The sequence below is a fragment of the Chryseobacterium sp. Leaf180 genome, assembly GCF_001424585.1.
Classification (GTDB): domain Bacteria; phylum Bacteroidota; class Bacteroidia; order Flavobacteriales; family Weeksellaceae; genus Chryseobacterium.
Window position 1 is genome coordinate 262,435 of the sequence record NZ_LMPJ01000010.1, and the last position, 25,938, is coordinate 288,372.

At 37.9% G+C, this 25,938-nt stretch carries 26 protein-coding genes; 13 read left to right on the forward strand and 13 right to left on the reverse strand.

The window, feature by feature from the left end; all coding sequences use genetic code 11:
* The 4 genes from ASG01_RS12270 to ASG01_RS12285 all read right to left on the reverse strand — a co-directional run bounded on the left by ASG01_RS12270 (window position 1) and on the right by ASG01_RS12285 (window position 3,925).
* Complete coding sequence (locus ASG01_RS12270) at window positions 1–1,353, reverse strand: alpha-amylase family glycosyl hydrolase (protein ID WP_055864025.1); 1,353 nt, start codon at window positions 1,351–1,353, stop codon at window positions 1–3.
* 108 nt (window positions 1,354–1,461) lie between these two features.
* Entirely contained in the window at window positions 1,462–2,058 is a 597-nt protein-coding gene (locus ASG01_RS12275) for an IS1096 element passenger TnpR family protein (RefSeq protein WP_055864027.1), read from the reverse strand.
* A gap of 127 nt (window positions 2,059–2,185) precedes the next feature.
* Window positions 2,186–3,217 (reverse strand): sensor histidine kinase, encoded by a 1,032-nt coding sequence (locus ASG01_RS12280; RefSeq protein ID WP_055864028.1) that lies wholly within the window; start codon window positions 3,215–3,217, stop codon window positions 2,186–2,188.
* Window positions 3,218–3,247: 30 nt separating this feature from the next.
* Window positions 3,248–3,925 (reverse strand): response regulator, encoded by a 678-nt coding sequence (locus ASG01_RS12285; RefSeq protein ID WP_055864031.1) that lies wholly within the window; start codon window positions 3,923–3,925, stop codon window positions 3,248–3,250.
* 187 nt (window positions 3,926–4,112) lie between these two features.
* Here ASG01_RS12285 and ASG01_RS12290 point away from each other — a divergent pair, with 187 nt between their 5' ends.
* Both ASG01_RS12290 and ASG01_RS12295 read left to right on the forward strand, forming a co-directional pair.
* Complete coding sequence (locus ASG01_RS12290; RefSeq protein WP_055864034.1) at window positions 4,113–6,740, forward strand: TonB-dependent receptor plug domain-containing protein; 2,628 nt, start codon at window positions 4,113–4,115, stop codon at window positions 6,738–6,740.
* A gap of 25 nt (window positions 6,741–6,765) precedes the next feature.
* Entirely contained in the window at window positions 6,766–7,980 is a 1,215-nt protein-coding gene (locus ASG01_RS12295; protein ID WP_055864036.1) for a hypothetical protein, read from the forward strand.
* Between the two features lie 333 nt (window positions 7,981–8,313).
* Here the strand turns inward: ASG01_RS12295 and hemL are convergent, their stop codons facing one another.
* The 4 genes from hemL to ASG01_RS12315 form a co-directional block, all read right to left on the reverse strand.
* Entirely contained in the window at window positions 8,314–9,597 is a 1,284-nt protein-coding gene (gene hemL, locus ASG01_RS12300; protein ID WP_055864037.1) for a glutamate-1-semialdehyde 2,1-aminomutase, read from the reverse strand.
* Window positions 9,598–9,687: 90 nt separating this feature from the next.
* The gene (locus ASG01_RS12305; protein WP_055864039.1) at window positions 9,688–10,740 is read right to left on the reverse strand and encodes a glucosaminidase domain-containing protein; all 1,053 of its coding nucleotides are present in this window, start codon (window positions 10,738–10,740) and stop codon (window positions 9,688–9,690) included.
* Window positions 10,741–10,820: 80 nt separating this feature from the next.
* The gene (locus ASG01_RS12310) at window positions 10,821–11,732 is read right to left on the reverse strand and encodes a 1-aminocyclopropane-1-carboxylate deaminase/D-cysteine desulfhydrase (protein WP_055864041.1); all 912 of its coding nucleotides are present in this window, start codon (window positions 11,730–11,732) and stop codon (window positions 10,821–10,823) included.
* A gap of 5 nt (window positions 11,733–11,737) precedes the next feature.
* Window positions 11,738–12,070: a hypothetical protein gene (locus ASG01_RS12315; protein ID WP_055864043.1), complete on the reverse strand. Its 333-nt coding sequence runs from the start codon at window positions 12,068–12,070 to the stop codon at window positions 11,738–11,740.
* A gap of 32 nt (window positions 12,071–12,102) precedes the next feature.
* Here ASG01_RS12315 and ASG01_RS12320 point away from each other — a divergent pair, with 32 nt between their 5' ends.
* The 9 genes from ASG01_RS12320 (at window position 12,103) to ASG01_RS12360 (ending at window position 19,800) form a co-directional block, all read left to right on the forward strand.
* A complete protein-coding gene (locus ASG01_RS12320; protein ID WP_055864045.1) occupies window positions 12,103–12,288 on the forward strand; it encodes a DUF5522 domain-containing protein in 186 nt (61 codons plus the stop codon).
* Window positions 12,285–12,836 carry a DUF4136 domain-containing protein gene (locus tag ASG01_RS12325; protein ID WP_055864047.1) on the forward strand — a complete coding sequence of 184 codons (552 nt, stop codon included), beginning with the start codon at window positions 12,285–12,287 and terminating at the stop codon, window positions 12,834–12,836. The genes ASG01_RS12320 and ASG01_RS12325 overlap by 4 nt, the downstream gene beginning before the upstream one ends.
* A gap of 305 nt (window positions 12,837–13,141) precedes the next feature.
* Window positions 13,142–13,432 carry an HU family DNA-binding protein gene (locus ASG01_RS12330; protein ID WP_034674127.1) on the forward strand — a complete coding sequence of 97 codons (291 nt, stop codon included), beginning with the start codon at window positions 13,142–13,144 and terminating at the stop codon, window positions 13,430–13,432.
* Between the two features lie 303 nt (window positions 13,433–13,735).
* Window positions 13,736–15,295, forward strand: a complete 1,560-nt coding sequence (locus ASG01_RS12335) for an Rne/Rng family ribonuclease (protein ID WP_055864049.1) — start codon at window positions 13,736–13,738, stop codon at window positions 15,293–15,295.
* Window positions 15,296–15,436: 141 nt separating this feature from the next.
* Complete coding sequence (locus ASG01_RS12340) at window positions 15,437–16,066, forward strand: NUDIX hydrolase (protein ID WP_055864051.1); 630 nt, start codon at window positions 15,437–15,439, stop codon at window positions 16,064–16,066.
* A 27-nt stretch (window positions 16,067–16,093) separates the two neighbouring features.
* Entirely contained in the window at window positions 16,094–16,894 is an 801-nt protein-coding gene (locus ASG01_RS12345; protein ID WP_055864053.1) for a lysophospholipid acyltransferase family protein, read from the forward strand.
* Between the two features lie 10 nt (window positions 16,895–16,904).
* Window positions 16,905–17,345, forward strand: coding sequence for a hypothetical protein (locus ASG01_RS12350; protein WP_055864054.1), 441 nt, complete (start codon window positions 16,905–16,907; stop codon window positions 17,343–17,345).
* A gap of 2 nt (window positions 17,346–17,347) precedes the next feature.
* On the forward strand, window positions 17,348–18,685 hold the full coding sequence (locus tag ASG01_RS12355; RefSeq protein WP_055864057.1) for a UDP-N-acetylmuramate--L-alanine ligase: 1,338 nt from the start codon (window positions 17,348–17,350) through the stop codon (window positions 18,683–18,685).
* A 215-nt stretch (window positions 18,686–18,900) separates the two neighbouring features.
* The gene (locus tag ASG01_RS12360) at window positions 18,901–19,800 is read left to right on the forward strand and encodes a hypothetical protein (protein WP_055864058.1); all 900 of its coding nucleotides are present in this window, start codon (window positions 18,901–18,903) and stop codon (window positions 19,798–19,800) included.
* A gap of 211 nt (window positions 19,801–20,011) precedes the next feature.
* Here the strand turns inward: ASG01_RS12360 and ASG01_RS12365 are convergent, their stop codons facing one another.
* Together ASG01_RS12365 and ASG01_RS12370 are read right to left on the reverse strand one after the other, a co-directional pair.
* Window positions 20,012–20,353, reverse strand: coding sequence for a hypothetical protein (locus ASG01_RS12365; RefSeq protein WP_055864060.1), 342 nt, complete (start codon window positions 20,351–20,353; stop codon window positions 20,012–20,014).
* Window positions 20,354–20,366: 13 nt separating this feature from the next.
* Entirely contained in the window at window positions 20,367–20,858 is a 492-nt protein-coding gene (locus tag ASG01_RS12370) for a hypothetical protein (protein WP_055864062.1), read from the reverse strand.
* Between the two features lie 265 nt (window positions 20,859–21,123).
* Here ASG01_RS12370 and ASG01_RS12375 point away from each other — a divergent pair, with 265 nt between their 5' ends.
* Entirely contained in the window at window positions 21,124–21,495 is a 372-nt protein-coding gene (locus ASG01_RS12375; RefSeq protein WP_055864292.1) for a DUF1304 domain-containing protein, read from the forward strand.
* 2 nt (window positions 21,496–21,497) lie between these two features.
* On the opposite strand, the gene ASG01_RS12380 is transcribed toward ASG01_RS12375, so the two are convergent.
* Both ASG01_RS12380 and ASG01_RS12385 read right to left on the reverse strand, forming a co-directional pair.
* Window positions 21,498–21,959, reverse strand: coding sequence for a hypothetical protein (locus tag ASG01_RS12380; protein WP_055864064.1), 462 nt, complete (start codon window positions 21,957–21,959; stop codon window positions 21,498–21,500).
* The gene (locus ASG01_RS12385; protein WP_055864067.1) at window positions 21,956–24,016 is read right to left on the reverse strand and encodes a TonB-dependent receptor plug domain-containing protein; all 2,061 of its coding nucleotides are present in this window, start codon (window positions 24,014–24,016) and stop codon (window positions 21,956–21,958) included. The genes ASG01_RS12380 and ASG01_RS12385 overlap by 4 nt, the downstream gene beginning before the upstream one ends.
* A 120-nt stretch (window positions 24,017–24,136) precedes the next feature.
* Here ASG01_RS12385 and ASG01_RS12390 point away from each other — a divergent pair, with 120 nt between their 5' ends.
* On the forward strand, window positions 24,137–25,324 hold the full coding sequence (locus ASG01_RS12390; RefSeq protein ID WP_055864069.1) for a homogentisate 1,2-dioxygenase: 1,188 nt from the start codon (window positions 24,137–24,139) through the stop codon (window positions 25,322–25,324).
* A 35-nt stretch (window positions 25,325–25,359) separates the two neighbouring features.
* Here the strand turns inward: ASG01_RS12390 and ASG01_RS12395 are convergent, their stop codons facing one another.
* Window positions 25,360–25,935 (reverse strand): hypothetical protein, encoded by a 576-nt coding sequence (locus ASG01_RS12395; protein WP_055864071.1) that lies wholly within the window; start codon window positions 25,933–25,935, stop codon window positions 25,360–25,362.
* Between the last annotated feature and the right edge of the window lie 3 nt (window positions 25,936–25,938).

Below are 25,938 nucleotides of genomic sequence, written 5' to 3' on the forward strand. Positions count from 1 at the left end.
CTAAGATTTCTTTTCAAAAACAGCGAAATCAGAAACTTTGAAACTGAACTTTTTATCAGCAGTAAAATCTCTTTCAGACTGATCAAAAATATTTTTAAAACTACCGGAAAGTTGAGAATCATCGATGGTAAATTCTACCGCTTCTTTGGATAAATTTAAAACCACCAAAACCTCAACTTCACCATTTTTTCTGATATAGGAAAAAATTTTATCGTCTGCAGAAGTTTTTAAAATATGAGTATAGGCCGCCGGATCGCCACCTCGCAAAGCTTTATTTCTTTTTTTCAAATCAAATAATTTGCGGTAAAAATCTTCCAATTCGTAGTTGCCGTTCCATTTGATAGGATCTTTTTCAAAAAATTCAAGACGCTTCAGATTAGGCATTTCCTGTCCGGAATACAGCAAAGGAATACCGTTCCACGTTGCGGAGAAAACTGCTAAAGGTTTGGCAATCGCGCCGTATTTTTCGTACTCAGTTCCGTTCCATGTATTTTCGTCGTGATTTGAAGTAAACCATGCGCGCATCGAATGACCGCCGATTTCAGAATACTGTTTCAGCAAATCTCTCAACTCAGAAAGTGGCTCATTTTTTTTGTGATAATCTTCAGTTTTATGCATCCATTTCCAGGAATAACTTGCATCAAAAACTTTTCCGTAGTCAGGATTTTCAAGCTCATCAAACTCACCGATCCAAAAAAGAGGCTTTACTTTTTCAACTTCAGATCTCGCCTGCTGCCAAAAATCAAGTTCCACCCAAGAGGCAAGATCACAACGGAAACCGTCGATATTGGTTTCTTTTACCCAAAACTTCATTGCATCGATCATTGCCATGCGCAGTTCAGGTTTAGAAAAATCGAGTTCAATAATATCATCCATCCCGGAAGCGATGTGAAAACTGCCGTCTGCATCTTTCAGATAATATTCAGGATTTGTTTTCGTCCAGACATGATCCCAACCTGTATGATTGGCCACCCAGTCAATAATAACTTTAAAACCAAGCTTATGCGCCTCATCTACGAGCATTTTAAAATCATTCAGATCACCAAATTCCGGATTGATTGACGTGTAATCTGCCGCAGCGTACTGACTTCCTAAACTTCCTTTTTTGTTTTTCTGAGCAATTGGGGTAATGGGCATAAACCAGATCGTTTCTACACCCATTTTCCGTAATCTAGGCAACTCTTTCTGAAATGCTTTGAATGTGCCTTCCTTTGTATATTGTCTTACATTAACCTCATAAATATTGGTCGTATGTTTCCATTCTTGTGGTAAATCCATTTTTTTCTTTAAATTTTGTGTGCTGCAGGATGCGAGCGAAAACCCGATCATTAAAGCAAAAATTATTCTGATCATGAAACTGCTTTCAACAAAATTAATGATTGTTATTTAAAAATAAGTTTGCAGCAGCAGAGTTTTTAATCTAATAAAAAAATCCCCCGAAAAATTTTCGGGGGAAATATTTTATAATCTGTCGCGATCGTCTTCGTCGTCAAATTCATCATCGTGATAATCATCCACATCGTCTTCATCATCAAAATCATCGTCTTCATCTACGAAAGTTCCTGAGGAAGCAAAATCATCTTCGAAAGCAAAATCATCATCCATTAAAGGCATCGCCGATTTTTTACTTTTTGTGCCACCAGATCCTGATTTGCTTGGCGCTTTTAGCGGAGCATTCCCAAAACGGTATGTAGTAATCGGATAATTTACACCTTTTGTTTCGTCAACAATCTCTACCAGTTCGCAGAAAAATTCCCATAGATCCAGCAAACCGTACTGAAACTGAGCTTTGTCGCCGCTGTCTTCAAAAGCTTCATCAATGTAAACATCAGACATGATCTCGCCATCGCCATCGTCACTCATATCTTCCAGCGGAACACTTTTTACCACTGTGCCGTCTTCTTCCAAAAGATTGAAAGTAGAAAGCTCCTCACCACTCAGGTTGAAGGCACTTTTGATGCCTAAATGCAAATTCCAGAGTGTTTGTTTTCCTTTAATTTCTATATCTCGGAAGATGTCTTCCTTTGTATCTAATATTACTCGGATTTTGTAAACCATATCATTTTTCCAATTTCTTTAGCCTGTATCTCTTCATGATAACTCTACTGCAAATATATAATATTTGATACCGACAAAAAATATTTAAAGATTTTTTAGGAAATAATTTTTCGTTACATTCTCTGCTTTACCTGCAGTTTTCCAGCATGAAACTAAACTTCGTACCTTCCAGATAAACGCTTTCTACCGTGATGTTTTCGTTGTGCGCTTCCAGTATGTGTTTTACAATGGCAAGACCAAGACCTGAGCCACCCTGCCGACGGCTGCGACTGGTTTCTACACGATAAAACCGCTCAAAAATTCTGGGCAAAAGTTCAGCTTTAATGCCCATTCCGTTGTCGATGACATCGATAAGAACTTTGTTTTTTACCATTGTAGTTTTTACGGTCACTTTTGCTTCCTGGCGGTTGGCGTAATGAATGGCATTTGATATCAGATTAATAAAAACCTGTGAAATTTTCTGCTTGTCAGCTTCCACAAAAATCTGATTCTGCAAAGTATATAGCTGCAAAAGAGTGTTGTTTTTTTCGGCTTCAAGATCCAGCAGATCAAAAATTTCTTTCACCAAAAGATTGATATCAAATTTTGATTTATTTAAATTGATTTCACCAGACTCTAAGCGGTTGATCATATCTAAATCGTTAACAATCGCGATGAGCCGTTCTACGGAAATACCGATCCTTTCGAGATATTTGTCGCGGATATTTAAATTATCAACTCCGCCATCTGCTAATGTTTCTACATAACCCTGGATGGAAAAAAGAGGAGTTTTCAGCTCATGGGAAACGTTTCCGATGTATTCTTTACGGTAGCTTTCCATTTCCTTCATCATATCCATCTCGGTGACCTGCTGTTGATTGAAATCTGAAAACCGCTCACTAAGTTCCTTGAATGTGATATTATCCTGATTATCATACACAATTTCTTCAGGCAAAATCTTGGAAATTTTCCGAACCTGTTTCTTAGCGTAATAATTAAAAAGAAGTTCCAGAACCGTGTAATTGATAATAAACATCAGCACAATTCCAAGAAAAAGCCCAAGATTAAACTGTGAGGAATAATAATAGCGGTCTTTCAGTGTATCGAAAACGATCACTAAAAAAAACATCACCATCGTGAGGAGGCATGATGCGACGAAAGTAAGTCTGTAGAATTTCAAATATTAAATGGTAAGCTTTTATAAAGACAATTAAACAATCAGTTTATAACCAATACCTTTCAGTGTCTGGATGGTGTTGATACCCAGTTTTTCGCGGAGTCTTCTGATGTGTACATCAATCGTACGTTCGCCGACAATCACATCATTGCCCCACACTCTTTCAAGAATTTCTTCCCTTTTAAATACTTTTTCGGTGTTTGAAGCCAGTAAATAAAGCAAATCGAATTCTTTTTTTGGAAGCAAAAACTGCTGTCCGCTTTTTGAAACTCTGAAGTTGTCTTTATCTATAATAAGATCTCCTATTTCAATCAACTTAGCATTATCGGAAACCTGAGAAGTCAGCTGTAAAAGCGCATTTACTTTAGAAATAAGAATCTTTGGTTTGATAAGTTTCACCACATAATCATTGGCTCCCGCCTGAAAACCGGCCAACTGTGAAAATTCTTCACTACGGGCAGAGAGAAATACGATGAGTGTCTTCTGAAGTTCTTTAATCTTTCGAAGTTCCTGGCACGTCTCTATTCCGTCTTTCTCGGGCATCATTACATCTAATAATATAAGATCGGGAATAATTTCTTTGGCTTTCTCGATTCCTTCATTTCCATTAGTGGCCGTAGTGATGTCGTAGCCTTCTTTCTCTAAATTGTAAGAAAGAATCTCTAAAATATCGAGTTCATCATCTATCAGTAGAATCTTTTTCTGGTTCATTTTTATTTTTTACCAGCCAAAGTTAACAAAATTTAACCATCAGCACCGGCAATAAAATCCCGTTTACACAAACTTAATATAAACGGTGATTCCTTAATGTTCCGTTAAGAAAAAATTAAATTTGGGTAAACCAGATGAGAGGTCATTGTTTTATTCCTTTGCAGCGAAGAAAATAGTAAAAAAGAAAATGAATTTTAGAAAACTGAGTATCGCTGTTCTGTTTTTAACGGCCTCCGGAAGTTTACTGTATGCACAGGAAACCAAGAGCGACTCTACAAACAGAGAGAAGAAAATCGAAGGTGTGGTCATTCAGGGAAGTACCAACAGAAAGACTGAAACTGCTGTTTTGCTAGAGCAGAAAAAAGCGGTGGTACAGAAACAGGCCGTAAGCGCCGAAGAAATTTCGAGAAAAGGAATTTCGAACGTAGAACAGGGCCTTACAAAAATCACGGGAATCACAACGGTTGAAGGAAGAGGTCTTTTCGTAAGAGGTCTGGAAGAGCGCTACAACTATCTTTTGATAAACGGGCTTGGCTCACCTTCAAACAATCCTTTTCAGAAAATTATTGCTTTGAAGCAGTTTCCGACCGACGTTGTAGGAAAACTTAATATTTATAAAACATTCAACTCGAATCTTTACGGAGATTTTGCCGGCGCCACTTTCGACATCGAAACACTGACGATGGACCGTCCTTTTTCTAAAGTAGAATTCAGCGTGGGTGTGAATACGCTGAGTACTTTCAGAGATAATTTTCTTATTTCTGAAAATGCGGATGGTATGAAAGGATATTTGGGACTTAACAGTAAGGATCGCAGAATACCTGAGAATATACGAGATGTACGACCTTCGAATTTGCGCTTTACTGCGGCTCAGTCTCAGGAATATTTTAAAGACAGTTGGAATATTGATAAAGTAAAAGCAATGCCCAATACAAGCATTGGTTTTACAACAGCACAAAAAATAAAAGCAGGAGAGGGGAACATCGGGATTATGTTTTCCTTAAACCAAAGCTCAGAATATTCTTACCGCGAAGGAGCCAAAAACCAGTTTCTGGATAACGGCGGACAGATCGTTTTAAATAATGATCTGAACAGGAAGCAGTATAATTATGAACTTGAATCTTCAGCTTTATTAGGTTTAGGTTATAAAAACCGAAAGACTCAGATTAATCTTAACGCGATTTATTTACAAAACGCAAATAATTTTATAGAAGATTACTTCGGGTATAAAAATCAGCAGGTACAGAATAAAGACATTGGTTTTTTCAGAACCAATCAGCTTGATATTTCAAAATTTCTTGATCTTCAGTTGACTGGTTCACATAAAATAAATGAAAGAAACAGCTTAAAGGCTGGTGCAAGTTACGTTCTTAATAATTTCCAGCAGCCAGACAGAAAAATTTTTGAAGGCTCACGAAAAGATAATTTTGGAAATCAACTTAGCGATGATCAGATTTTTACAAGCTATGGTGGAAACAATATTATACGTCAATATTTAGATGTTAATTCAAGATTTTACGGTTCTGCTTTTGGTGAATATACTTTGATGCTTGGTGAAAAGGGTGACAGAAGAGAATTTCCTTTTCAGATCAATTTAGGATATAATGGTTTTGCTGATTTGAGAAAAACTTCTTATCGTTTCATCTTTGGTAAACCTAATGGAACTCCACAAAGTTTAATTCTGGATAGAAACAAACCTCAAAACAGATTTAATACAGATCTTCAAAACGGAACATTTTTCTTTCAGGAAGAATCTGATCCTTATCAGGCATTCTCATCAATCTATCAGTTTGTGAATGCAGGCTACGCCAATATTAATTACAAACCAAATGACACATGGGATATTTTGCTTGGCGCACGTTATGAAAGTGATTTGAATCTCATAAGATACAGCGATCTATCATCTGCAAAAAGGAATAATATTAAAAAAGATCAGAGTTTATTTTTACCATCAATTGCGATCAAAAAGGCAGTAAATGACAGAAATAATATCAGATTTGCATTCAGTAAAACGGTAACTAGACCCGTTCTGATTGAAAGAATGCCAATTCTCTATATCAACCCTGACAACGAGAATATTCTTGGTAATCCATTGATTTTGAATAGTGAAAACTATAATCTTGATTTAAAATGGGAATATTATCCTTCTAATAAAGAAATGTTTGCGGTAAATCTTTTCGCTAAAAGGATTAATAATGCGATTGAAAGATCATTTACCACTTTTTCAAATTCAAACGGGGTTACTGTAACCTACTATAATTCTCAAAAAGCTAATTTGATAGGAGCTGAAATTGAAGCAATGATCAGCTTTTCCAGAATATCAGAATCATTAAGAAATTTCAGTCTTGGTACCAATGCTACATTTATGTATAGCGATGTGGTGAGATCCGCCGATCAGCTAAGACTTGAAGGTCCACAAGGTTTACCAACTGATCAGTTGCATAGAAGAGGTCTGCAGGGTGCAGCACCTTATACAATAAATGCAGATCTTAAGTATGAAATGAAGAAAAGAAATGCACTTACACGTACAGTTTCTTTAGTTTATAATGTTACAGGATCAAAAATATTTGCTGTTGGAACTTCAGGTACAGATAATTATTACGAAAGACCATTTAATCAACTTGATATCATCTTTCAGGAGCAGATTACTAAAAATTGGAACGTAAAATTTGCAGTACAAAATATTCTAGATAATCAATACAGAATTGAGCTTGGTAAAAATAATTATTACCCGTTAAATACCAACAACAATTATCAGTACACAAACTTCTACAGAGGAACCAATTTAAATATGACTGTAGGATATACTTTTTAGTCAATAAGAAAAAATAAATAAGAAAATGAAAACAAAATTTTTACCAATAGCTCTTGCCTTAGTTTTAGGATTTGGAGTTACTTCTTGTACCATCGAGATCAACGACGGAATGGAAAACGGAACAGCTACAACTCCGGGAACTACCGAAAGCGTACTGAACGGAAGTGGAACTTTATCAGGAATTATCTCTAAAGATCTTTTAATAAAAAAGGGAAATTATACATTAGATGGCGTTGTAAAAATTACCAACGGCGCTACGATCACGATCGAAGCCGGAGCAATCTTTAATGTTGTTACCAATAAAACCAGTGCTCTTGTGGTTTTGAATGACGGTTTGATTAACGCTCAGGGAACTGCAAGTGAGCCGATTGTATTCACAACTTCCACTAAGACTCCCGGTGACTGGGGCGGAATTACGCTTTACGGAGAAGCGCCGATCAAAGCGCTGAATGGCAATACAACTGCAATCTCTGAAGATGGAAATGCACTTTCTTACGGTGGTACCAATGCAAATGATTTTTCAGGAACGATGAAATTTGTGCGTGTAGAATATGCCGGTAAAAAGATCGGTGACGGAACTTCTGAAACAAATACTTTCACATTCTATTCCGTAGGTGCAGGTACAGTTCTTGAAAATCTTGTGGCCTACAAAGGTACAGACGACGGTTTTGAGTTTTTTGGTGGAACAGTAAGTGCAAAAAATCTTGTTTCTTACGGAAACTACGACGATTCTTTTGACTGGCAGGATGCGTGGAGCGGACAGTTCAACAGCAACTGGTACGCATATCAGGTTGGAACAGGAAACTTCGGAATGGAAATTGAAGCATCCAGTAATGCTGATAACACCGCACCAAAAATCAGCAATATTACTTTAATCAGAGCAGCAGGCACAAACCCGGAAGGAGCAAATTCTCCGGAAATCTCTGCTATTCAATTTAAAAAACAGGGTTCTGGAATCTTCACCAATGTATACATCAGTGGATATAAAAATATAGGAACTCAAAAAGCTTATTCAGTATTAATACAAGACGCAGCTACTGAAACAGGACAGGTAAATACCAATAAGATAGTTGTTGCTCCAATGACTTATTTAGATTCAGACAATCCTTTAGTTTGGGGCTATGCGTACACTCCAAATGGTGGAAAAACTTTTACCAATACAGCAACAGTAACCAAAGTATCTCTTCCTGCAGGTGCTTGGGCAACGGTAGATGGTGTAAACCTTCTTTCTGCTCTGTAACACTATTTTTTACTTCATATTTTAAATCGAAAAATCCCTCGGAAAATCTTTCTGAGGGATTTTTTTGTCTTTATAATTTTTAAATCCACCTTAAATTATCATTTATTAAAACCATTTAAACCGTTTTCTCCTTATTAAAGGCAAAATTTCTGTATTGAAAACCTGAAAGAATACATCTGGAAACCCTATCTAAAATTATTTTTACTATTGTTCCGGGTGATTCTAGCATTAAGTTTAAATCTAAAGCTTCAACATAAATAAAATTTCTAAGTTTTTAACCTACAAAAAAGGATGAGCTACCAACCCATCCTTTTCTTTTATTTAAAATTTATTTTAAGAATATTCAAATTTTCTGACGGCTTCCAGCGTCATGTCGATTTCTTTTTCTTTGATCGCATCGCTGATAAAATAGGTTTCGTAGCCACTTGGCGGAAGATAAATTCCGCTCTTGAGAAGCTGGTGAAAGAAGTTATTGAACAGTGAATGATTCGCCTGTTGCGCTTCATCAAAATTTGAAACACTTTTGATGTGGAAAAACACCGACATCATTGATCCTTTTCTGTTGATTCTGTGCGGAATACTTTTCTCGCTCAGTATTTTACCGATTTCACGATCCAGAATTTCTGTGGTTTTATTAAGTCTTTCGAAAAATCCAGCGTCATTTTTAATAATCTGAAGCGTTTTCAAACCGGCTCTCATCGCAAGAGGATTTCCGCTCAAAGTTCCTGCCTGATAAACGGCACCTTTTGGAGCGAGATGATCCATAATTTCGTTTCGTCCAGCGAAGGCACCCACCGGAAGTCCACCGCCGATCACTTTCCCGAAAGTTACCAAATCGGCCTTCACACTATACACTTCCTGAGCACCGCCAAAAGCGAGTCTGAAACCGGTCATCACTTCATCAAAAATCAAAAGCGCACCGTTTTTATCGCAAAGTGTCCGCAGTTTTTGAAGGAAATCATTCTCTGGTAAAACGCAGCCCATATTTCCGGCGACCGGCTCGATGATCACCGCAGCGATCTGTCCTTCATTGTGTCTGAAAAGATCTTCTACCTGCTCGATGTCATTGTATCTCGCGTTGAGTGTATCTTTCGCTGTGCCTTCAGTAACGCCTGGCGAATTTGGGTTTCCGAAAGTTGCTGCACCGCTACCAGCTTTTATCAGAAATGAATCTGAATGACCGTGATAGCAACCTTCAAATTTTACAATTTTGTCTCTTTTTGTAAATCCTCTCGCCAGACGAATCGCACTCATACACGCTTCTGTACCCGAAGAAACCATTCTGATCTGATCGATATTCGGTACATTTTCGGTGATGAATTTTGCAATTTCAGTCTCAAGTTCGGTTGGTGCGCCGAAAGAAAATCCTTTCTCAGCCTGCATTTTCAGTTCTTCTAAAACTTCCGGATGCGTATGTCCCAGAATTGCGGGTCCCCACGAGTTAATGTAATCGACATACGTGTTGTCATCGGCATCGGTAAGATAAGCACCATTTGCAGATTTCATAAAAACCGGCACGCCGCCCACTGATTTGAAAGCACGGACAGGCGAATTTACACCGCCGGGAATGTATTTGTAGGCTTCGTCAAACAAAGCCGAACTTCTTTGATATTTCATTATAAACAGTTGAGAGTTTTTGGTTATGTGCTGACAGCGAATTATCATCAGAAATTAAACTGATAACTATCAAGTAATCCAAATACCAATTTAATTTCTTGGTTTTTTGTCGATGAGGTAAATCAATTGGCCAGTTGCCGGTTTCTGTCCTTCGTTCATGCGGTTTTTTGCGTAAAGTTTGCTGAGTTTCACGCCAAATTTCTGTGCAATATCATGCATATCTTCTCCGCTTTCCGCTTTGTAAGTCGGCGTATTTCCGTCTGAATTTTTAGATTCAAGGAAAAGAATATCGTTCTTTCTTAAATAAGTATTGTTGAGGTCGTTCCACTTTGCTAGCTTTACTTCAGGAATTTTAAATTTATCGGCAACCAGCTGCAGATTAATATCCTCAGGAATTACCACATATCGCAAACCTCCGTTCGGATGGGTTTTGATGATCATCGAACTTAGAATTTCTGCCTGCGTTTTGATATTTTCTACGCGTTTCTGCTGTTGCGCGTAAGATGTCGGTTTGTATGGAACTTTTACCGTGATCGGTTCTTTAGAAATCACTTTTGCAGGCTCGATGCTTGCCATAAAAGCGCGGTCGTTTTTCAGATCAGGATATTTTTTCAATACCGCAAACTGCACTTCTTTTGAGCTGATGTCATCAAACTCATACAGTTTATATTTTTCAATTTTCCCGATCAAAATATTGGCATAGCGCGGGTTTGTGGCGTATCCTGCTTTTTTCAGACCATGTGCCCAGGCTTTATAATCTTTTTGATCAAGCGTAAAAAGATTTGCGTAATATTTTCTTGTGGCCAGAAACACCGAGTGATCTTCGTAGGATTGCTTTGGGTCATCATACACCCGGAAACACTCATTCGGTGCATCATCGGTATGCTTCATCGATTTTCCCGTCCAATCTTCTTTACATTTGATTCCGAAATGATTTTTACCTTCCAAAGCCAATCGGCTCTGTCCGCCTCCAGTTTCCAAAAGTCCCTGCGCAAGTGTAATCGAAGCCGGAATTTTGTACTTTTCCATTTCCTCTACGGCATACTTCGCAAATTTCTGGATGTACTGATCTTCTGTAGCCCAAGTCTGAGCGGAGAATTTAGATAAAACTAAAAGGCTAATTAGTAAGAAAAGTCTTTTCATGTTTTGCTTTTTTAAACTTTAAAAAACGTCAGATCAGAGCTTTTTTAAAATGCTGAATTCTGCTGTTTACGGTTTATTATTTATACAATTAAATTTCTATTTTTTCTTCTCAGCATGTCGTTGGCGCCGGCAATTCCCTGAAGTCCGCCGGTATGAAAACACAAAATTTTGCTGTTTTCCGGGAAAAAATCTTCTGCAATCATTTCAAAAATCTTCTGAATCATTTTTCCGGTATAAATCGGTTCTAAAGCAATGTCAGTTTTTGATTTAAAATCATTAATAAAACGGATGTTTTCGTTGCTTATTTTACCATAACCTCCGTAAGAAGCATCAATTAAACTAAAATTTTGCTTTCCGGAAAGTTTTAAAACTTTTTCACTGAGCGAATCATCGCGTACCACGTTGAAACCTAAAACTTTCTGATTATCTTCACAATATGCCGAAAGTCCTGCAACCGTTCCGCCCGTTCCAACTGCGGTGCAAAGATAATCAAATTCTTTTGTTTGATTTGAGAGCATCATTTTTACGCCTTTTACAGCGTCACTATTCGTTCCACCTTCAGGAATGATGAGTGCGTGTGGAAACTCTTCCTGAAGATATTCTGTAAGTTTTTCTTTGTTACGGTAGATTTCACGGGAAACAAATCTTAGATTCATTCCATTTTTTTGGGCGAAAAGTAAAGTGGGATTTTCAATAATCTTTTCTGAAAGTTCTTCCCCACGAATCATTCCCAAAGTCTGAATCTGCGCCAGTTTTCCCAGCTCAGAAACCGCTGCAATATGATTTGAAAAGGCACCCCCAAATGTGATGAGCAAAGGCTTTTTAAAATTCTTTTCTAAATAATTATTGATATTAAAGAAAAGCTTCCAGAATTTGTTGCCAGAAATTTGCGGATGAATGAGATCTTCACGCTTCATGTAAAGACTTACATTTTTCGCGGTCTCAATTTTTACTATCGGAACTTCATTTTCAGGAATTATCAAAAAAGACATCGGGATTATTTTTTAAAATATTTCGAAAACGCCCACACAGAACGGTTTTTAAGATAATTCAGACTTCTTTCGTTATCGTACGCTTCGCGCTCAAACGAAATCGCCATATACGCTTTCTGAGCATTCTTCAGCCTGAATAAATGATAATAATATTCTGCGATATACATCAGGTAAAAAAAGATTATCAGCAGCTCTAATTGCTGTCTAAGATGTATTTTTTCATGATTAATAAGTATGCTATTGTGCTTATCCTCAGTATTTTTAATTAAAATAAACGGAAAAAGCGTAATGCCATTTATTTTTGTATTTTTGAGAAGCTTTTGGCACACAATTATCATAATAACAAATATAAAAGTTTTTAGAAGAAATAATGGCGAAAGATGAACTGAAGGAGCACGAAGACTTTTATTACAACGAGCAGGGCTATAAAGTTTTCACCGAAAATTTCCATCTCAAGCGCGGCTACTGCTGCAAAAGCGGCTGCCGGCACTGCCCATACGGATACGACAAAACGACTGATAGATTCAGAAAAATTAATAAAATAAAAAAGATATGAAAGCAATAATAAATGCAATCAGCAAAAAATATGTACTTGCAGCTTTGGCAGCAGGTCTTATACTAAGTTCGTGCAGCCCTTTTAGAGTAAAATCTGATTATGCACAAACCGCAAATTTCACATCATACAAAACGTATAAACTGAGAATTGATGATCTGAAATTAAATGACATTGATAAAGACCGTGTTTTGAACGAACTTTCAAAACAGCTTCAGATGAAGGGTTTGAGCTCGACCGGAAGCCCAGATTTGATCATTAATGTGAAAGCCAATCATAAAAAAGTAACAGACATCAACAATACAAGTCCTGGCGGAATGTGGGGCTGGGGCGGAGGTTTCGGCTGGGGAATGGGAATGAACAGAACCTGGACGAGCAATTATAACGAAGGTGCGATTATCGTAGATATGATTGATGCGAGAACCAATAAACTTGTTTGGCAGGGTGTTGGAAGCGGAATTTCTGTAGACCGACCAAAAGCAAAACAAAAGCAGATTCCGCAGATTGTTACCGAAATTATGGCAAACTATCCGCCGGATATGAAGAAATAAATTTTTTAAATTTTAGTTTTTATGAAAGCCAACATGTATAATGCTGGCTTTTTTTGTTTTTAAATATGAATGTGTATGATATGACCGAAATCAATAAGTGAATTGGTATTTTGGTATTTCAAATTTGAGACAATAGAAGCGGAATTTTTGTAAATAAACCTTAGATTAAAAGAACAATCGTAGATGAAGTGATCACTAATAGCAGAATTGTCAGACATTTAAGCTGAACATTTTCGGGAGTTGTTTGTTTGTATTCAAAAAAAATAACTAAATTTGCACACCTAAAATTTAAAATTTACAAAGGAATGACAAAGGCAGAATTGGTAAACACCATCTCAAATAAATTGGGTACCGAAAAGAATGAAACACAGAAAGTTGTGGAAGCTTTCATGCAGGAGATCAGAACGTCGATGTATAACGGAGACAATGTTTATCTTAGAGGCTTTGGTTCTTTCATCGTAAAGACAAGGGCAGCAAAAACGGGAAGAAATATCTCAAAAAACACTGCAATCGAAATTCCTGCACACAACATTCCTGCTTTTAAACCATCAAAATCTTTTGTGGAAAAAGTGAAAACAAAAGTTGCAGTAAAATAATTTATAATTGAATATTAACTAGTTACAAAAAAAATTTAACATTATGCCAAGCGGAAAGAAAAGAAAAAGACACAAGGTTGCAACGCACAAAAGAAAGAAAAGAAGAAGAGCAAACAGACATAAGAAAAAATAATCTCTCCTGAGATTCATTATATACAAATATAGTCGATGGGTTTTTAATTTTTTAATCTCCATTGACTATATTTTTGTTTGTTACCAACAGATTTGGGAGTTTTTGCAGACTGATACATTCGTTTTATCTACTGTACAAAATCCCAAAACGCAAAATTTACCTTAATAAAAATGAAGAAAGAACTTATCATTTCGCATGAGGGTGATCTAACGAAGATCGCACTGCTGGAAGACGGAAGACTATGTGAACTTCATGAAGAGGAAGACAAAAATGATTTTGTAGTAGGCGATCTGTTCATCGGGAAAATAAAAAAACTGGCACCCAACCTCAATGCAGCTTTCGTAAACATCGGTTATGAAAAAGACGCATTCCTGCACTATCAGGATCTGGGACCGCAGTTTCTTACGTATAAAAAATTCCTGAAAGAAGCGATTGCAAAGAAAGAAAACAGCTCCAGTCTAAAGAATTTCGAGATCCAGCCGGAGATCGACAAAAACGGAACTGTAGACAAGATCATTGCCAAAGACGACGTTGTTCTTTTACAGATCACCAAAGAACCAATCTCTACAAAAGGCCCGAGAATCTCTACGCAGATTGCTCTCACGGGGCGTTTTTTAGTTTTGATACCTTTTGACAACAAGATTTCTATATCTAAAAAAATACGCACTGCTGAAGAAAAAGAAAGACTGCGTACATTGATCGGAAGTATAAAACCTGAAGGTTTCGGAGTGATTATCAGAACAGTAGCTGAAGGCAAAAAAGTAGCTGATCTGCATAATGACATGAATCAGCTCGTACAGAAATGGGAAAACACGTTTAAAAACATCCAGAAAGGCAAAGTGCCTTCCAAAGTTTTGAGCGAAGACGATAAAGCATCATCCATCCTGAGAGACAATTTTAATCAGGATTTTGTAAACATCTACTGCGATGACGAAAGCATGGTAGAAGAGATGAAAAACTACGTGGAAATGATCGCTCCCGAACGCAAAAACATTGTACAGTATTACAATTCCCACATTCCTCTTTTTGAATATTACAACGTAGAAAAGCAGATGAAGCAAAGCTTCGGAAAGCACGTCAATATTCCAAGTTCAAAAGGCGCCTATCTCGTGATCGAGCATACAGAAGCGCTGCACGTCGTAGACGTAAACTCAGGAAACAACATCTCTGCCGGAAGCACAGCAAACAGAGAGCATGCGCTGCATGTAAACAAAATGGCCGCAACAGAGGTTGCCAGACAACTAAGGCTTCGTGACATGGGAGGCATCATCGTCGTAGATTTTATCGATATGACGAGCGCCGATCACCGCAGAGATCTCTTTGAGCATTTCAAAAACGAAATGAGCAGAGACAAAGCAAGGCACAAAATATTGCCGCCAAGTAAATTTGGGCTGATACAGATTACCAGACAGAGAAACCGTCCGGAAAGACAGATCGACACCCAGGAAGAAAACCCAAACAAAGTAGGGGAAATTTCGGCTCCTATTGTGATTGTAGAAAAGATGGAAGACACCATCAGAGGCATAATGCAGAAAGAAAAAGGCAAACTTTATCTGCACGTACATCCTTTCGTAGAAGCTTTCCTTACCAAAGGTCTGAAAAGCATCCAGATGAAATGGTTTTTAAAATACAAAAAATGGGTGATCATCATCCCACGAGACTCTTTCAAATATTTGGAATATAAGATTTACAATTCAGAGAAAAAAGAATTGGTCTCTTTTACCAATTAGAAAAAACTTTCAGAAAACCTTCGATTCTTTCGGAGGTTTTTTTCTTTAAATATCACTTCTAAAGCTGATCTCCAATAATTTTAAAACTAAATTAACACCGCTACTCTTTTCTTGTTTTAGATATATCGCTACATTTACGATATGGAAAGTTTGGGAAAAGATCTTCTGAAAAAAATAAAAAATGCAACATTGGGCGGCGCTACGGCACACGGAGTTTTTTCTCCGCCATACAGACCGCTCTTTACGTATGAAGAAATTCTAAAGAAAAACCCAAAATTTGCAGCGGTAAATATTGTGCTTTACCTTCGCGATGATGAATGGTTTTTCCCGCTGATCGTGCGCACAGAAAACGAACGCGACCGTCACAGCGGACAGATTTCACTTCCTGGCGGAAAGCGTGAAGATGATGACCTTAATTTTGCTGAAACTGCTCTGCGCGAAACTTCCGAGGAAATCGGTTTGGGGAAACCTTTCGTGAGAATCATTCGCGAAATGTCTCCTATCTACATTCCGCCAAGCAATTTTTATGTGCACGCTTTCATCTCTTACGGCCGCAAAAACCCGGAGTTTCTACTTCAGGAAACAGAAGCGGTAGAAGTCATAGAATTTCCTGTTTCTTCATTTTTAAAACTGCCCGACAGTCCGGAACTTATGGTACTTGATGCCGCAGGCGGAAAAGAAGTTCCGGTAATCAATTTCAACGGACATATTATCTGGGGAGCGACCGCAATGATCCTCAGCGAATTCAGCCAGTTGCTCAAAAAAATGTAACTTTGCGCCTACATGTTTGTTTAAGCGATGGCGAAGAAAAATATTTTTACCGATTCATTCGGCACACCCTATTTTCTGAAGAGGGCAATTATTTTTGTTTTAGGATTAATTTCTTACCGGAGATTCAACGGATTCAACAAACTTGTGATTACAGGTACAGAAAACCTGCTTGACCTTCCAGATTCCAACGTACTTTTTGTATCAAATCATCAGACTTATTTTGCTGATGTTGCCGCGATGTATCACGCTTTCTGCGCAGTAAACAACGGCTATCTCAATACCATTAAAAATCCTATTTATCTTCTCAATCCGCGCGTTGATTTTTATTATGTTGCCGCTGAAGAGACGATGAATAAAGGAATTTTACCTAAAATCTTTAAAATTGCCGGTGCTGTTACCGTAAAAAGAACATGGCGAGCTGAAGGTAAAAACGTAAACCGTCTTGTTGATTTAAATGAAATTGACAACATCATGAAAGCACTTGACAACGGCTGGGTGGCAACTTTTCCGCAGGGAACAACTGCCGCTTTTGCACAGGGAAGAAAAGGAACTGCAAAACTGGTAAAAAATCAGCGGCCGATCGTTATTCCGATTAAGATTGACGGTTTCAGAAGAGCTTTCGATAAGAAAGGCCTTCGAGTAAAAGTAACCGGAATCAAGCCTACCATGGAATTCAAAAAACCGCTCGACATCGATTATGATAAAGAAAACGCGCACGAAATTCTCCGCAAAATCATGATTGCTATCGAGCAGACCGAAGATTTTAATCTGTTGCATACGTACGACGAAGAATTGAAATCTAAAAAATCTGAGCAAAATAATCCTTAAAATTTACGGAATGAAAAAATTAATAGGAATGCTCATATTAATTTTAGTGGTACTTTCCTGCAACACACAGAAAGTATATTCAGATTACGATATCAGCTATTCCAAAAGCGGAGGCTATGCTCCGGTTTACGAAAATCTTCTCATTAAAGGCACAGATGCCTATTATTCTTTCGAAGGAAAAGGTAAAAAAACGAATTCTAGTTTTAAATTAACTTCCGCTGAACTTCAAAAACTTGATGAAATTTTAAGTGAAAAAAGATTCCGGTTTATAGAAGAAGATCATAAAAAAGTATATGACCGAATGTCTGTGACTATCGTTGTGAAAAACGGTAAAAACAGTGCCAGTAAGACAGATGCAGGATTTATTTTGGCAAAAGATCAGAAAAACTGGGCAGCCATCACCGGTGCTTTTCAGGAAATCATCAGTAAAAAAGTAAAAAACACTCCATAAATTTGAAAATCCATTTCATTGCCATCGGCGGAAGCGCGATGCACAACCTTGCTATTGCGTTAAAAGATAAAGGATATGAAGTTTCCGGCTCTGATGATGCCGTTTTTGAACCTTCAAAATCACGTCTTGAGAAAAAAGGAATTCTGCCCGAAGAACTGGGCTGGTTTCCGGAAAAAATCACTTCAGATCTTGATGCCGTCATCCTCGGAATGCACGCTCATCAGGACAATCCTGAGCTGGCGAAAGCAGAAGAATTAGGTTTAAAAATATATTCATATCCCGAGTTTCTGTACGAACAGTCAAAAAATAAAACGCGCGTCGTCATAGCCGGTTCGCACGGTAAAACGACGATTACTTCCATGATTCTTCACGTGCTGAATTTCCATCAGAAAGATGTCGATTACATGGTCGGTGCGCAGCTTGAAGGTTTCGACTGCATGGTAAAACTCACGCAGGAAAACGATTTTATGATTCTGGAAGGCGATGAATATCTTTCCTCTCCTATCGATTTACGTTCAAAATTCCTCCTTTATCAGCCAAATATCGCATTAATGAGCGGCATCGCGTGGGATCACATCAATGTATTTAAGACATTTGATGACTACATTGATCAGTTCAGAAAGTTCATCGCGAGCATCACTCCCGGAGGTGTTTTGGTGTACAACGAAGAGGATGCAGAAGTGGTAAAAGTGGTTGAAAATGCCGAAAACTTTTTTAGAAAAATCCCTTACAAAACTCCGGAATACGATATTGTGAACGGAAAAGTTCACCTGAAAACCGAGATGGGCGACATTCCGCTTTCTGTATTTGGTGCACATAATTTATTGAATCTTGAAGGGGCGAGACACATCTGTCACACTTTAGGAATCATGGATGAAGATTTTTATGAAGCCATCATGAGTTTCAAAGGTGCCAGCAAGCGTCTTGAGAAAGTTGAAAGACCTGACGGCGGAATTCTCTACAAAGATTTTGCACACGCACCAAGCAAAGTAAAAGCAGTAGTAAAAGCCTTCTGCGAGCAGTTTAAAAACGAAAAAAAATACGGATTTCTTGAGCTCCACACCTACTCCAGTCTCAACCCTGTTTTTCTGGAGCAGTACGATCACGCGATGGACGGACTCGACGAAGCCATCGTTTTCTACTCTGAAGATGCCCTAAAAATCAAAAGAATGGAGCCGATTTCCCCGGGTCTCATCAAAGAAAAGTTCAAAAACGAAAACCTGAAAGTCTTCACCAACGCTGCAGAACTTCACACCTACTGGGATTCTTTAGATAAAACCGACGGCGTGTATATGATGATGAGCTCGGGTAATTTTGGGGGCTTGGATTTGATGAAGTAGTTAATTAAATAAAAATCAGTAGTTAGTCACTATATATATATTAAGTATAAACATAGAATATAATTGATTGGCGCTACAATATAAAAATAATTATAGTTTGAATTGGCGCTATGTGCAAGTCCAGATGTTAGTTGCAACCTCAACAGACCACGAAAATGATACGAAGACAAAAATACATTCTTAGCTCAACACACTTGGACAGTCAAGGTTTTAGGATGACGAAGGATGCTCTTGACAGTATGTTGTCTCAACTAAATGGAATAAGAAAACCACGTTTAGGATTAGAACATATTAGGACTTTTCCACCATTTGGTACAATATGTAACGGAAAAGTTTTTCAAGGAGAGGATAAGCATTATTATTTGTCTGCTGAAATGATGTATTTTGATAAAAAAGAATTTATTACCCTTGACGATGGAACTCAATTGGTAAAAGAATATTTTAATGAAGGAGAGTATCCTTTTATTGAATGTGAAGAAACCGAGGCAACAAAATTATCTATTCCAACAGACCCAGCAAACTTTGAAAAAGTAAATGAGCATAAAGAAATTTATGAATTAGTAAAGCAAGAAAGTGATTTAGAATTTGACACGTCCGAATTTGGACGAAAGTCTCAGTTACCGGACCCAGAAACAGTTATCACAATAACTAAAATCCTTGCTACGACTCTTGGAATAATCAAATCAAAAGTTACAGAAAAATTAGGTGATGCAATTGGAGAAGACTTGGCTAAATTATATAAATTAATATCCCAACTTGCAATAGAAACAATAAAGAAAGCAAAACCATCAAGCAGACCAAAGAATTTTGTGATTTCTTATCCTAACATCGAATGTAATGTTGAATTAGTTATAACTACTCACAAGGCAGACAAAGTTCTAAATTCATTGACTACTGAAAAACTCAAAATTGTAGCCGAGAAAGTTGAACAACTAAAAAACTTTGAAGCTGAAAAAATTCAATTTATATTTAATGACAGCGACATTTGGGAGTTTAATTATTTACTTACAAAAACAGGTGCTGTTATTGGAACAATAAAATCTTTTAACAAGCGAAATGAACTGTATAATCAGATTTTAGAAAAACAGAATAACGAAGAAAAGGGCATCAGCTAAAAAGGACTTACCAAAAGCAGGAAGTTTTATTACTGTAATAAGAAAATTGATCTTTTATAATTCTTAATCCGTTTATTAGACCATCGTTGCTGCTATAAACCCCAAATTTGACGCTCACAACCTAATCGTTGACGTTCACAACCCCAAAATATACATCCTCCACCCCTCCGTTGCCGTTATTCAGATCATCGTTGCCGTTCCGGACCGAAAATTATACGTTGTGAACCCCATCGTTGCGGTTGCAAACCCCAAATTTGACGTTCAGAACCTCATCGTTGACGTCCCGAACCCAAAAACATACGTCCGGAACCTCATCGTTTCGGTCCACAACCGCAAAACTCCGGTAAATAACCCCAACCACGCGGTCTTTTACCTCAATCATCACCTTCCCGACCACATCAGATCTATTGAAAACGTCTTTCTTCAGATAAAAGTCCTGAATGTTTTTCTGAAAAATGCTTCGTAATACTAATAAAGACGGGACATCAAATAAAATCGTTTTTAGACAATAAAAAAATCCCCAAACTAAAGTTTGAGGATGATGTGTGTGCATTATAAAATAAATTTTATGAAGGTTTTTCTTCCGGAGTTTCAGGATCCGGCTTCGGTGTTCTGCTAAAAAACTGTTTCATATCGTTGTATTTCGTCTGGAAGCCGGGCGCCTGGCTGCCCGCCTTGTACACCGTGTAACTGTAGTCGTCCAACGCCGCTTGGTAGTTATCGTAGTCGTGAAGCACCTTTGCATCTCGAAGTCTGGAGAGTAGGTTTTCCAGACGCGAGATCAGTCCCTCCAGATTTTTGCGCGAGCTGTAGTCCTTCTCAAATTCCACCCAGTCGATATCGCTCACGCTTAGGTTGGGCTGGCTCTTGTTGTAATCGTAGACTTTGTTTACGAGCAGCTTATTCTGCTCATTGATGCTTCCGTACTTTTTGCGGTCCTGCGGCGTGAGATTCACCGTTAATCTCTGCAAAGCCGTTTCTGCAGCGGCGATGCCCTGTTCGATGGCATTCAGTTCGGCTGCGGTAAGATGGTCGTTGTTTAAGTTGCTGATCGGCATAATGAATAAAAGTTTTTAGTTAAACAAGTTTTTAAGTTCTTACTGAGATTTCTCATTTTCAGCATAACTAAATTAATACTTTTTTCTTACCAAAATACTCAATGGTAAAATTTTATTTAATCTAAACACTTAATTAATGTTATTTATTGGCTAAATCTATATTTAAAGCAATATAATTCGTTTGTAATACATTTACATTCTGCATTATATTAAAGTTCGGATGATTTTATGCCCGGCAATTGTTATTTTTACTGAAAATCACACTATGGAAATTGTTGCTAAAATTTTAATTGCGGTCGTGGCGATAGAGCATCTGTATATTCTCTGGATGGAAATGTTTGCATGGGAAACCGCCGGAAAAAAGGTTTTCAAAGCTGCCTTGCCGGAAGAACTTTTTAAGCCGACTAAAGGTTTGGCAGCCAATCAGGGTTTATATAACGGTTTTCTTGCGGCCGGACTGATCTGGTCTTTATTCATTAAAGTTCCTCTGTGGCAGGCAAATATTGCATTGTTTTTCTTAGGGTGCGTCGCAGTTGCCGGAATTTACGGAGCGGTTTCAGCAACGAAAAAGATATTTTTTGTTCAGGCTTTGCCGGCGATTCTGGCGATGGTTGCTGTGTATCTGAGCATAAATTAATTTCAATTTATAATCTTTTCTAAGTCGCGCTGCAATTGAGATTCAGCGTATTTTCCTTCATGATAATTCAGCAATTTTAAATTCTTATCTAAAACAATCCACAGCGGATAAACCGGTTGGTTTTTATTTTTAGATAAAGCCAAAACCAGTTCATGAATCCCGGAATTTCCGTTTGGCAGAAACTGAAATTTTCGACCCTGAAAAATGATTTCTTCTCTGGTTTTTTCAGCTTCAAAATGAATAAAGTAAAACGTGTCGTTCATGAGTTTTACCAAATCTTTATTTCTGTTTAAACCCTGCATTTCAATTTTGCAGACCGCGCACCAGTCGGAATACAAATGAATAATGACAGGTTTTGGATTGCTTAACTGTAATGTTTCAAGCTCTTTAAATGTTACCGCATTTAGCTGAGCAAATACTGAAGCTGTTGAAATTAATAAAATAACGGTCATAAATTTTTTCATTTCAAACTATATTTTATGCCTAAAAAACCACGGATTTTCTGCATCGGCGCGTAGCCGTATGTCGTATCAAAAGTATATCGGTTTGGATTGGAAACGGCATCATCCACGTTTCGGTCGAAAGGATCAAACGGCCGCAGGATCGGATTATCGGGCGTGAAATTGAAGAGATTTTTTACACCACAATACACTTCAAACCCTGAAGAAAAACTTTTGGAAACCTGAATATTTGCCAGTGAATAAAACGGCGAATATTCCGGGCGAAAATCATCAGTGACCGTTGGCAAACGCATCGGACCGTAGAACTGTCCGTTAAAATCAACCGCAATATTATTCTGAAAACGGTAGGTAAGACTGTAGGTGCCGCTCCATTTTGGCGCGTGAAGCTGTTGCACTTTTTCCCGCGAATCATCAAATTTCTGGTACACGTCGAGATACGAAACGCCGATCAGAAAACTTAGCGGAAAAGAAAATGTGTAATCAAAATTGAGCGAAAAACCACGTGAAACTCCGTAGCCTTTCAAATTGTCATAGATGATTTTATCAGGATCAGAATCAAAATCTCCGGTAATTTTATTGGTAAAATAAGTATAAAAAGCCGAAGCATCAACCGTAAAAATCTGTTCACTCACCGGAATTTTCCAGAGATAATTGAGGTTTCCATTAAATGACCTTTCAGGCATCAGATTATCTTTAATAACTACTTCCCGCGAACCTGTAAGCGCCGCATGATCTTCGGTAAAAAGATTGACCACACGAAAACCCGTTCCGATATTTAACCGTAAAGCATGAAGAGCATCAGGTGAAAACTTCCACGCAAAACGCGGCGAATGCACGGCGTGATGAATTTTGTCATAATCTAAACGGTAACCCAGAAGAAACGTGTTTTTCTCGCCAACATCCCACTGATCCTGCACAAAAATTCCAGCCAGCGGCGCATTCATCGGCTGATTATCAATTCCGTTTGCGGCTTTAGTTCCGGGCGTACTGTCGTCGTAATGCGTTTTTTTATACGTGACACCAAACAGCAAATCGTGGTTTTTCAACTTTTTGTTCCAGTAGGTTTGCAGGAACGCAACTTTTTGCGTCGCGGAAAAAAGACTGTTTCCATAGTACGAATTCTGATCATGAAAATTATACGAAAACTGGGTAAAAATCTGCTCTTTCAAAGGCCACTGATACAGTCCGAAGGCCTCTACCCGATTCGTATAAATACTTTCACCATAGATATCAGAACCGCCACGGTTGGCTTTCGTCCATTGCATTTCACCACCGAAACGGTCTTCGTACAAATATCTGAGTGCAAAGCTCGCCTGCCGGTTTTCAGCTCTTTTAAAATTGTATTTATTAAAAACAGAAATCCGGTTTTGCAAAGCACCGTCGGTAAAATTATCGCTGTTCTCGTCAAATCTCTTGGTAAAATTAAAATAATTGAGACTGAGAATAGAAGCTGCATTTAAACCCAGATTAAATTTTGTGGAAAGGTCGAGATTATTTTCACTCCAGGTTGTGGTCATCATATCAACACTGAATTTCGGTGCTGTAAGCGCATTTTTCGTAATAATATTGATGACGCCGCCCATCGCTTCAGAACCATAAAGAGAAGATGCGGGACCTTTTACCACTTCAATTCTGTCTACCAGACTGTTGGGAATTCCGCTCAAACCGTAGACCGTGGAAAGTGAACTGACAATTGGCATTCCATCAATTAAAATCATTGTGTACGGACCTTCCAAACCGTTAATATGAATATCTCCGGTGTTGCAGACCGAACAATTCAGCTGCGGTTTCACGCCATTTATCATTGCAATCGATTCGAAAATACTGGGCGTTGGATTTTTCTGGAAAAATTTTGATGTGTAAATTTCTACCGCAACAGGACTTTTCGACCGGCTCACCGGCTTAAGCGAACCGGTAATGATAACATCATCAATGGCGCTTACTTTTTCTTTATGTAGGCTTTCATTTAAAGCATCATTTGCAGGAAGCTGCAGAGAATCCTGATTTTGTGATGAGGCTAAAAAAGATAAGAGTACAGTAAAGAAATAAATTTTCTTCATAAAAGTATTTTGTTAGACAAAGCTAACAATTTATTTTTTAAATGAAGTATGTTCAGAAATTTAGATGAAATGAATTTCACTGAAAATGTTTAAATTTGAGAATCAACATAAAAGAGCATCATGAGATATCATCAGTCGGGAAATATTCCCCAAAAAAGACATACGGTTTTCAAATCTCCCGAAGATAAATTCTACTACGAGCAGCTTTTCGGTACCGAAGGTTTTCACGGAATTTCTTCGCTCCTGTATCATACGCACAGACCCACTCAGATAAAAAGCATTGGCGAAGCGAAAGATGTAACTCCCAAAATTGCTGTTGCTAAAAACGTGACACCGAGAATGTTTAAAGGCATGAACGTGACTCCAGAAGATGATTTTCTCGACAGCAGAAAGTTTCTGATGGTCAATAATGACCTGAAAATGGGACTTTCTAAGCCCAGAAATTCGATGGATTATTTTTACAAAAATGCGGAATGCGATGAAATGCTTTTTATACACGAAGGAAGCGGAATTCTAAAAACTTTTGTCGGAAATCTGGCATTTTCTGTTGGTGATTATCTTATCATTCCGCGTGGAACGATTTATCAGGTCGAGCTTCACTCAGAAAACACTGTATTTTTTGTTGTCGAAAGCCACTCGCCAATCTATACGCCGAAACGCTACCGCAACGAATTTGGCCAGCTCCTGGAGCATTCTCCGTTCTGTGAGCGCGATATCGTGGCACCAGTTTTTGTGGAACCAATAAACGAGAAAGGCGAATTTTTAATAAAAGTAAAAAAAGAAAATCAGATCACCGATTTCATCTACGCCACACATCCTTTTGATGTTGTCGGATGGGACGGTTATTTTTATCCGTATAAATTTAACATTAAAAATTTCGAACCGATTACGGGAAGAATTCACCAACCACCACCGGTTCACCAGACTTTTGAGGCGCACAATTTTGTGGTTTGTTCGTTCTGCGCAAGAATGTATGATTATCATCCGTTGGCAATTCCGGCGCCATACAATCACTCGAACATTGATTCTGATGAAGTTCTATTCTACACGGAGGGCGATTTTATGAGCAGAAATCATATCGATCTAATGGATTTCACACTACACCCAGGCGGAATCGTTCATGGGCCGCATCCTGGCGCCATGGAACGCAGCATCGGGAAAAAATTTACCGAAGAATATGCGGTAATGGTTGATCCTTTCAGACCGTTGCAGATTACCGAAGAAGCAATGAAAGTTGAAGATCCAACATACAAAACTTCCTGGCTGGAAAGCGAAGACCACAGCCTGGAAGACCGATCTCAGGAATAATTAAAAAGGCTGTCCACTTTTCAGACAGCCTTTTTTTATTTTTTATCTGCTACAAAATCCATTTCCGGATTGTTGGTGTACATAATATCTAATTTTTCAAAAAGAAAATTGGGCGTGATTTCCACGAAGCCGGAGCCATATTCTTTTTTAAGCTTAAACTGTGTATGCTCGGTCTTAAAATTTGAAAAAGAACTTTTCGATTCGTATTTTCTGGTTTTCTCTGCCAACGGAAGCAGAACCTTTTCAAGATTTTTATATTCACTGAGAATATTTCCCGGCGTTTTAAATGAAACGCTTTCTGTGATAATATATATGCCCGAATTTTTTGGTTCTACCGAAATACCGACACGCGACGTTTCAGGTTTAAAAAAAGGATGTCGCTTTGTAATAAGTGTACTGAAAACTTCACCATCTTTCATCCCTTTTATTTCGGGATTGGCCGGAATTTCTCTCTCTTCAAACTCAAATGAAGATTCTGACATAAATGTTTTAGCACTCTTTTCCAGTTTTAAACCGTAAAAAATTTCATTTAACACTTTTATTTCAGGATAATTATTCTGGCAGGAAATCAGACTGAAAAATACGATTACGCAGAATATAATTTTATTCATATT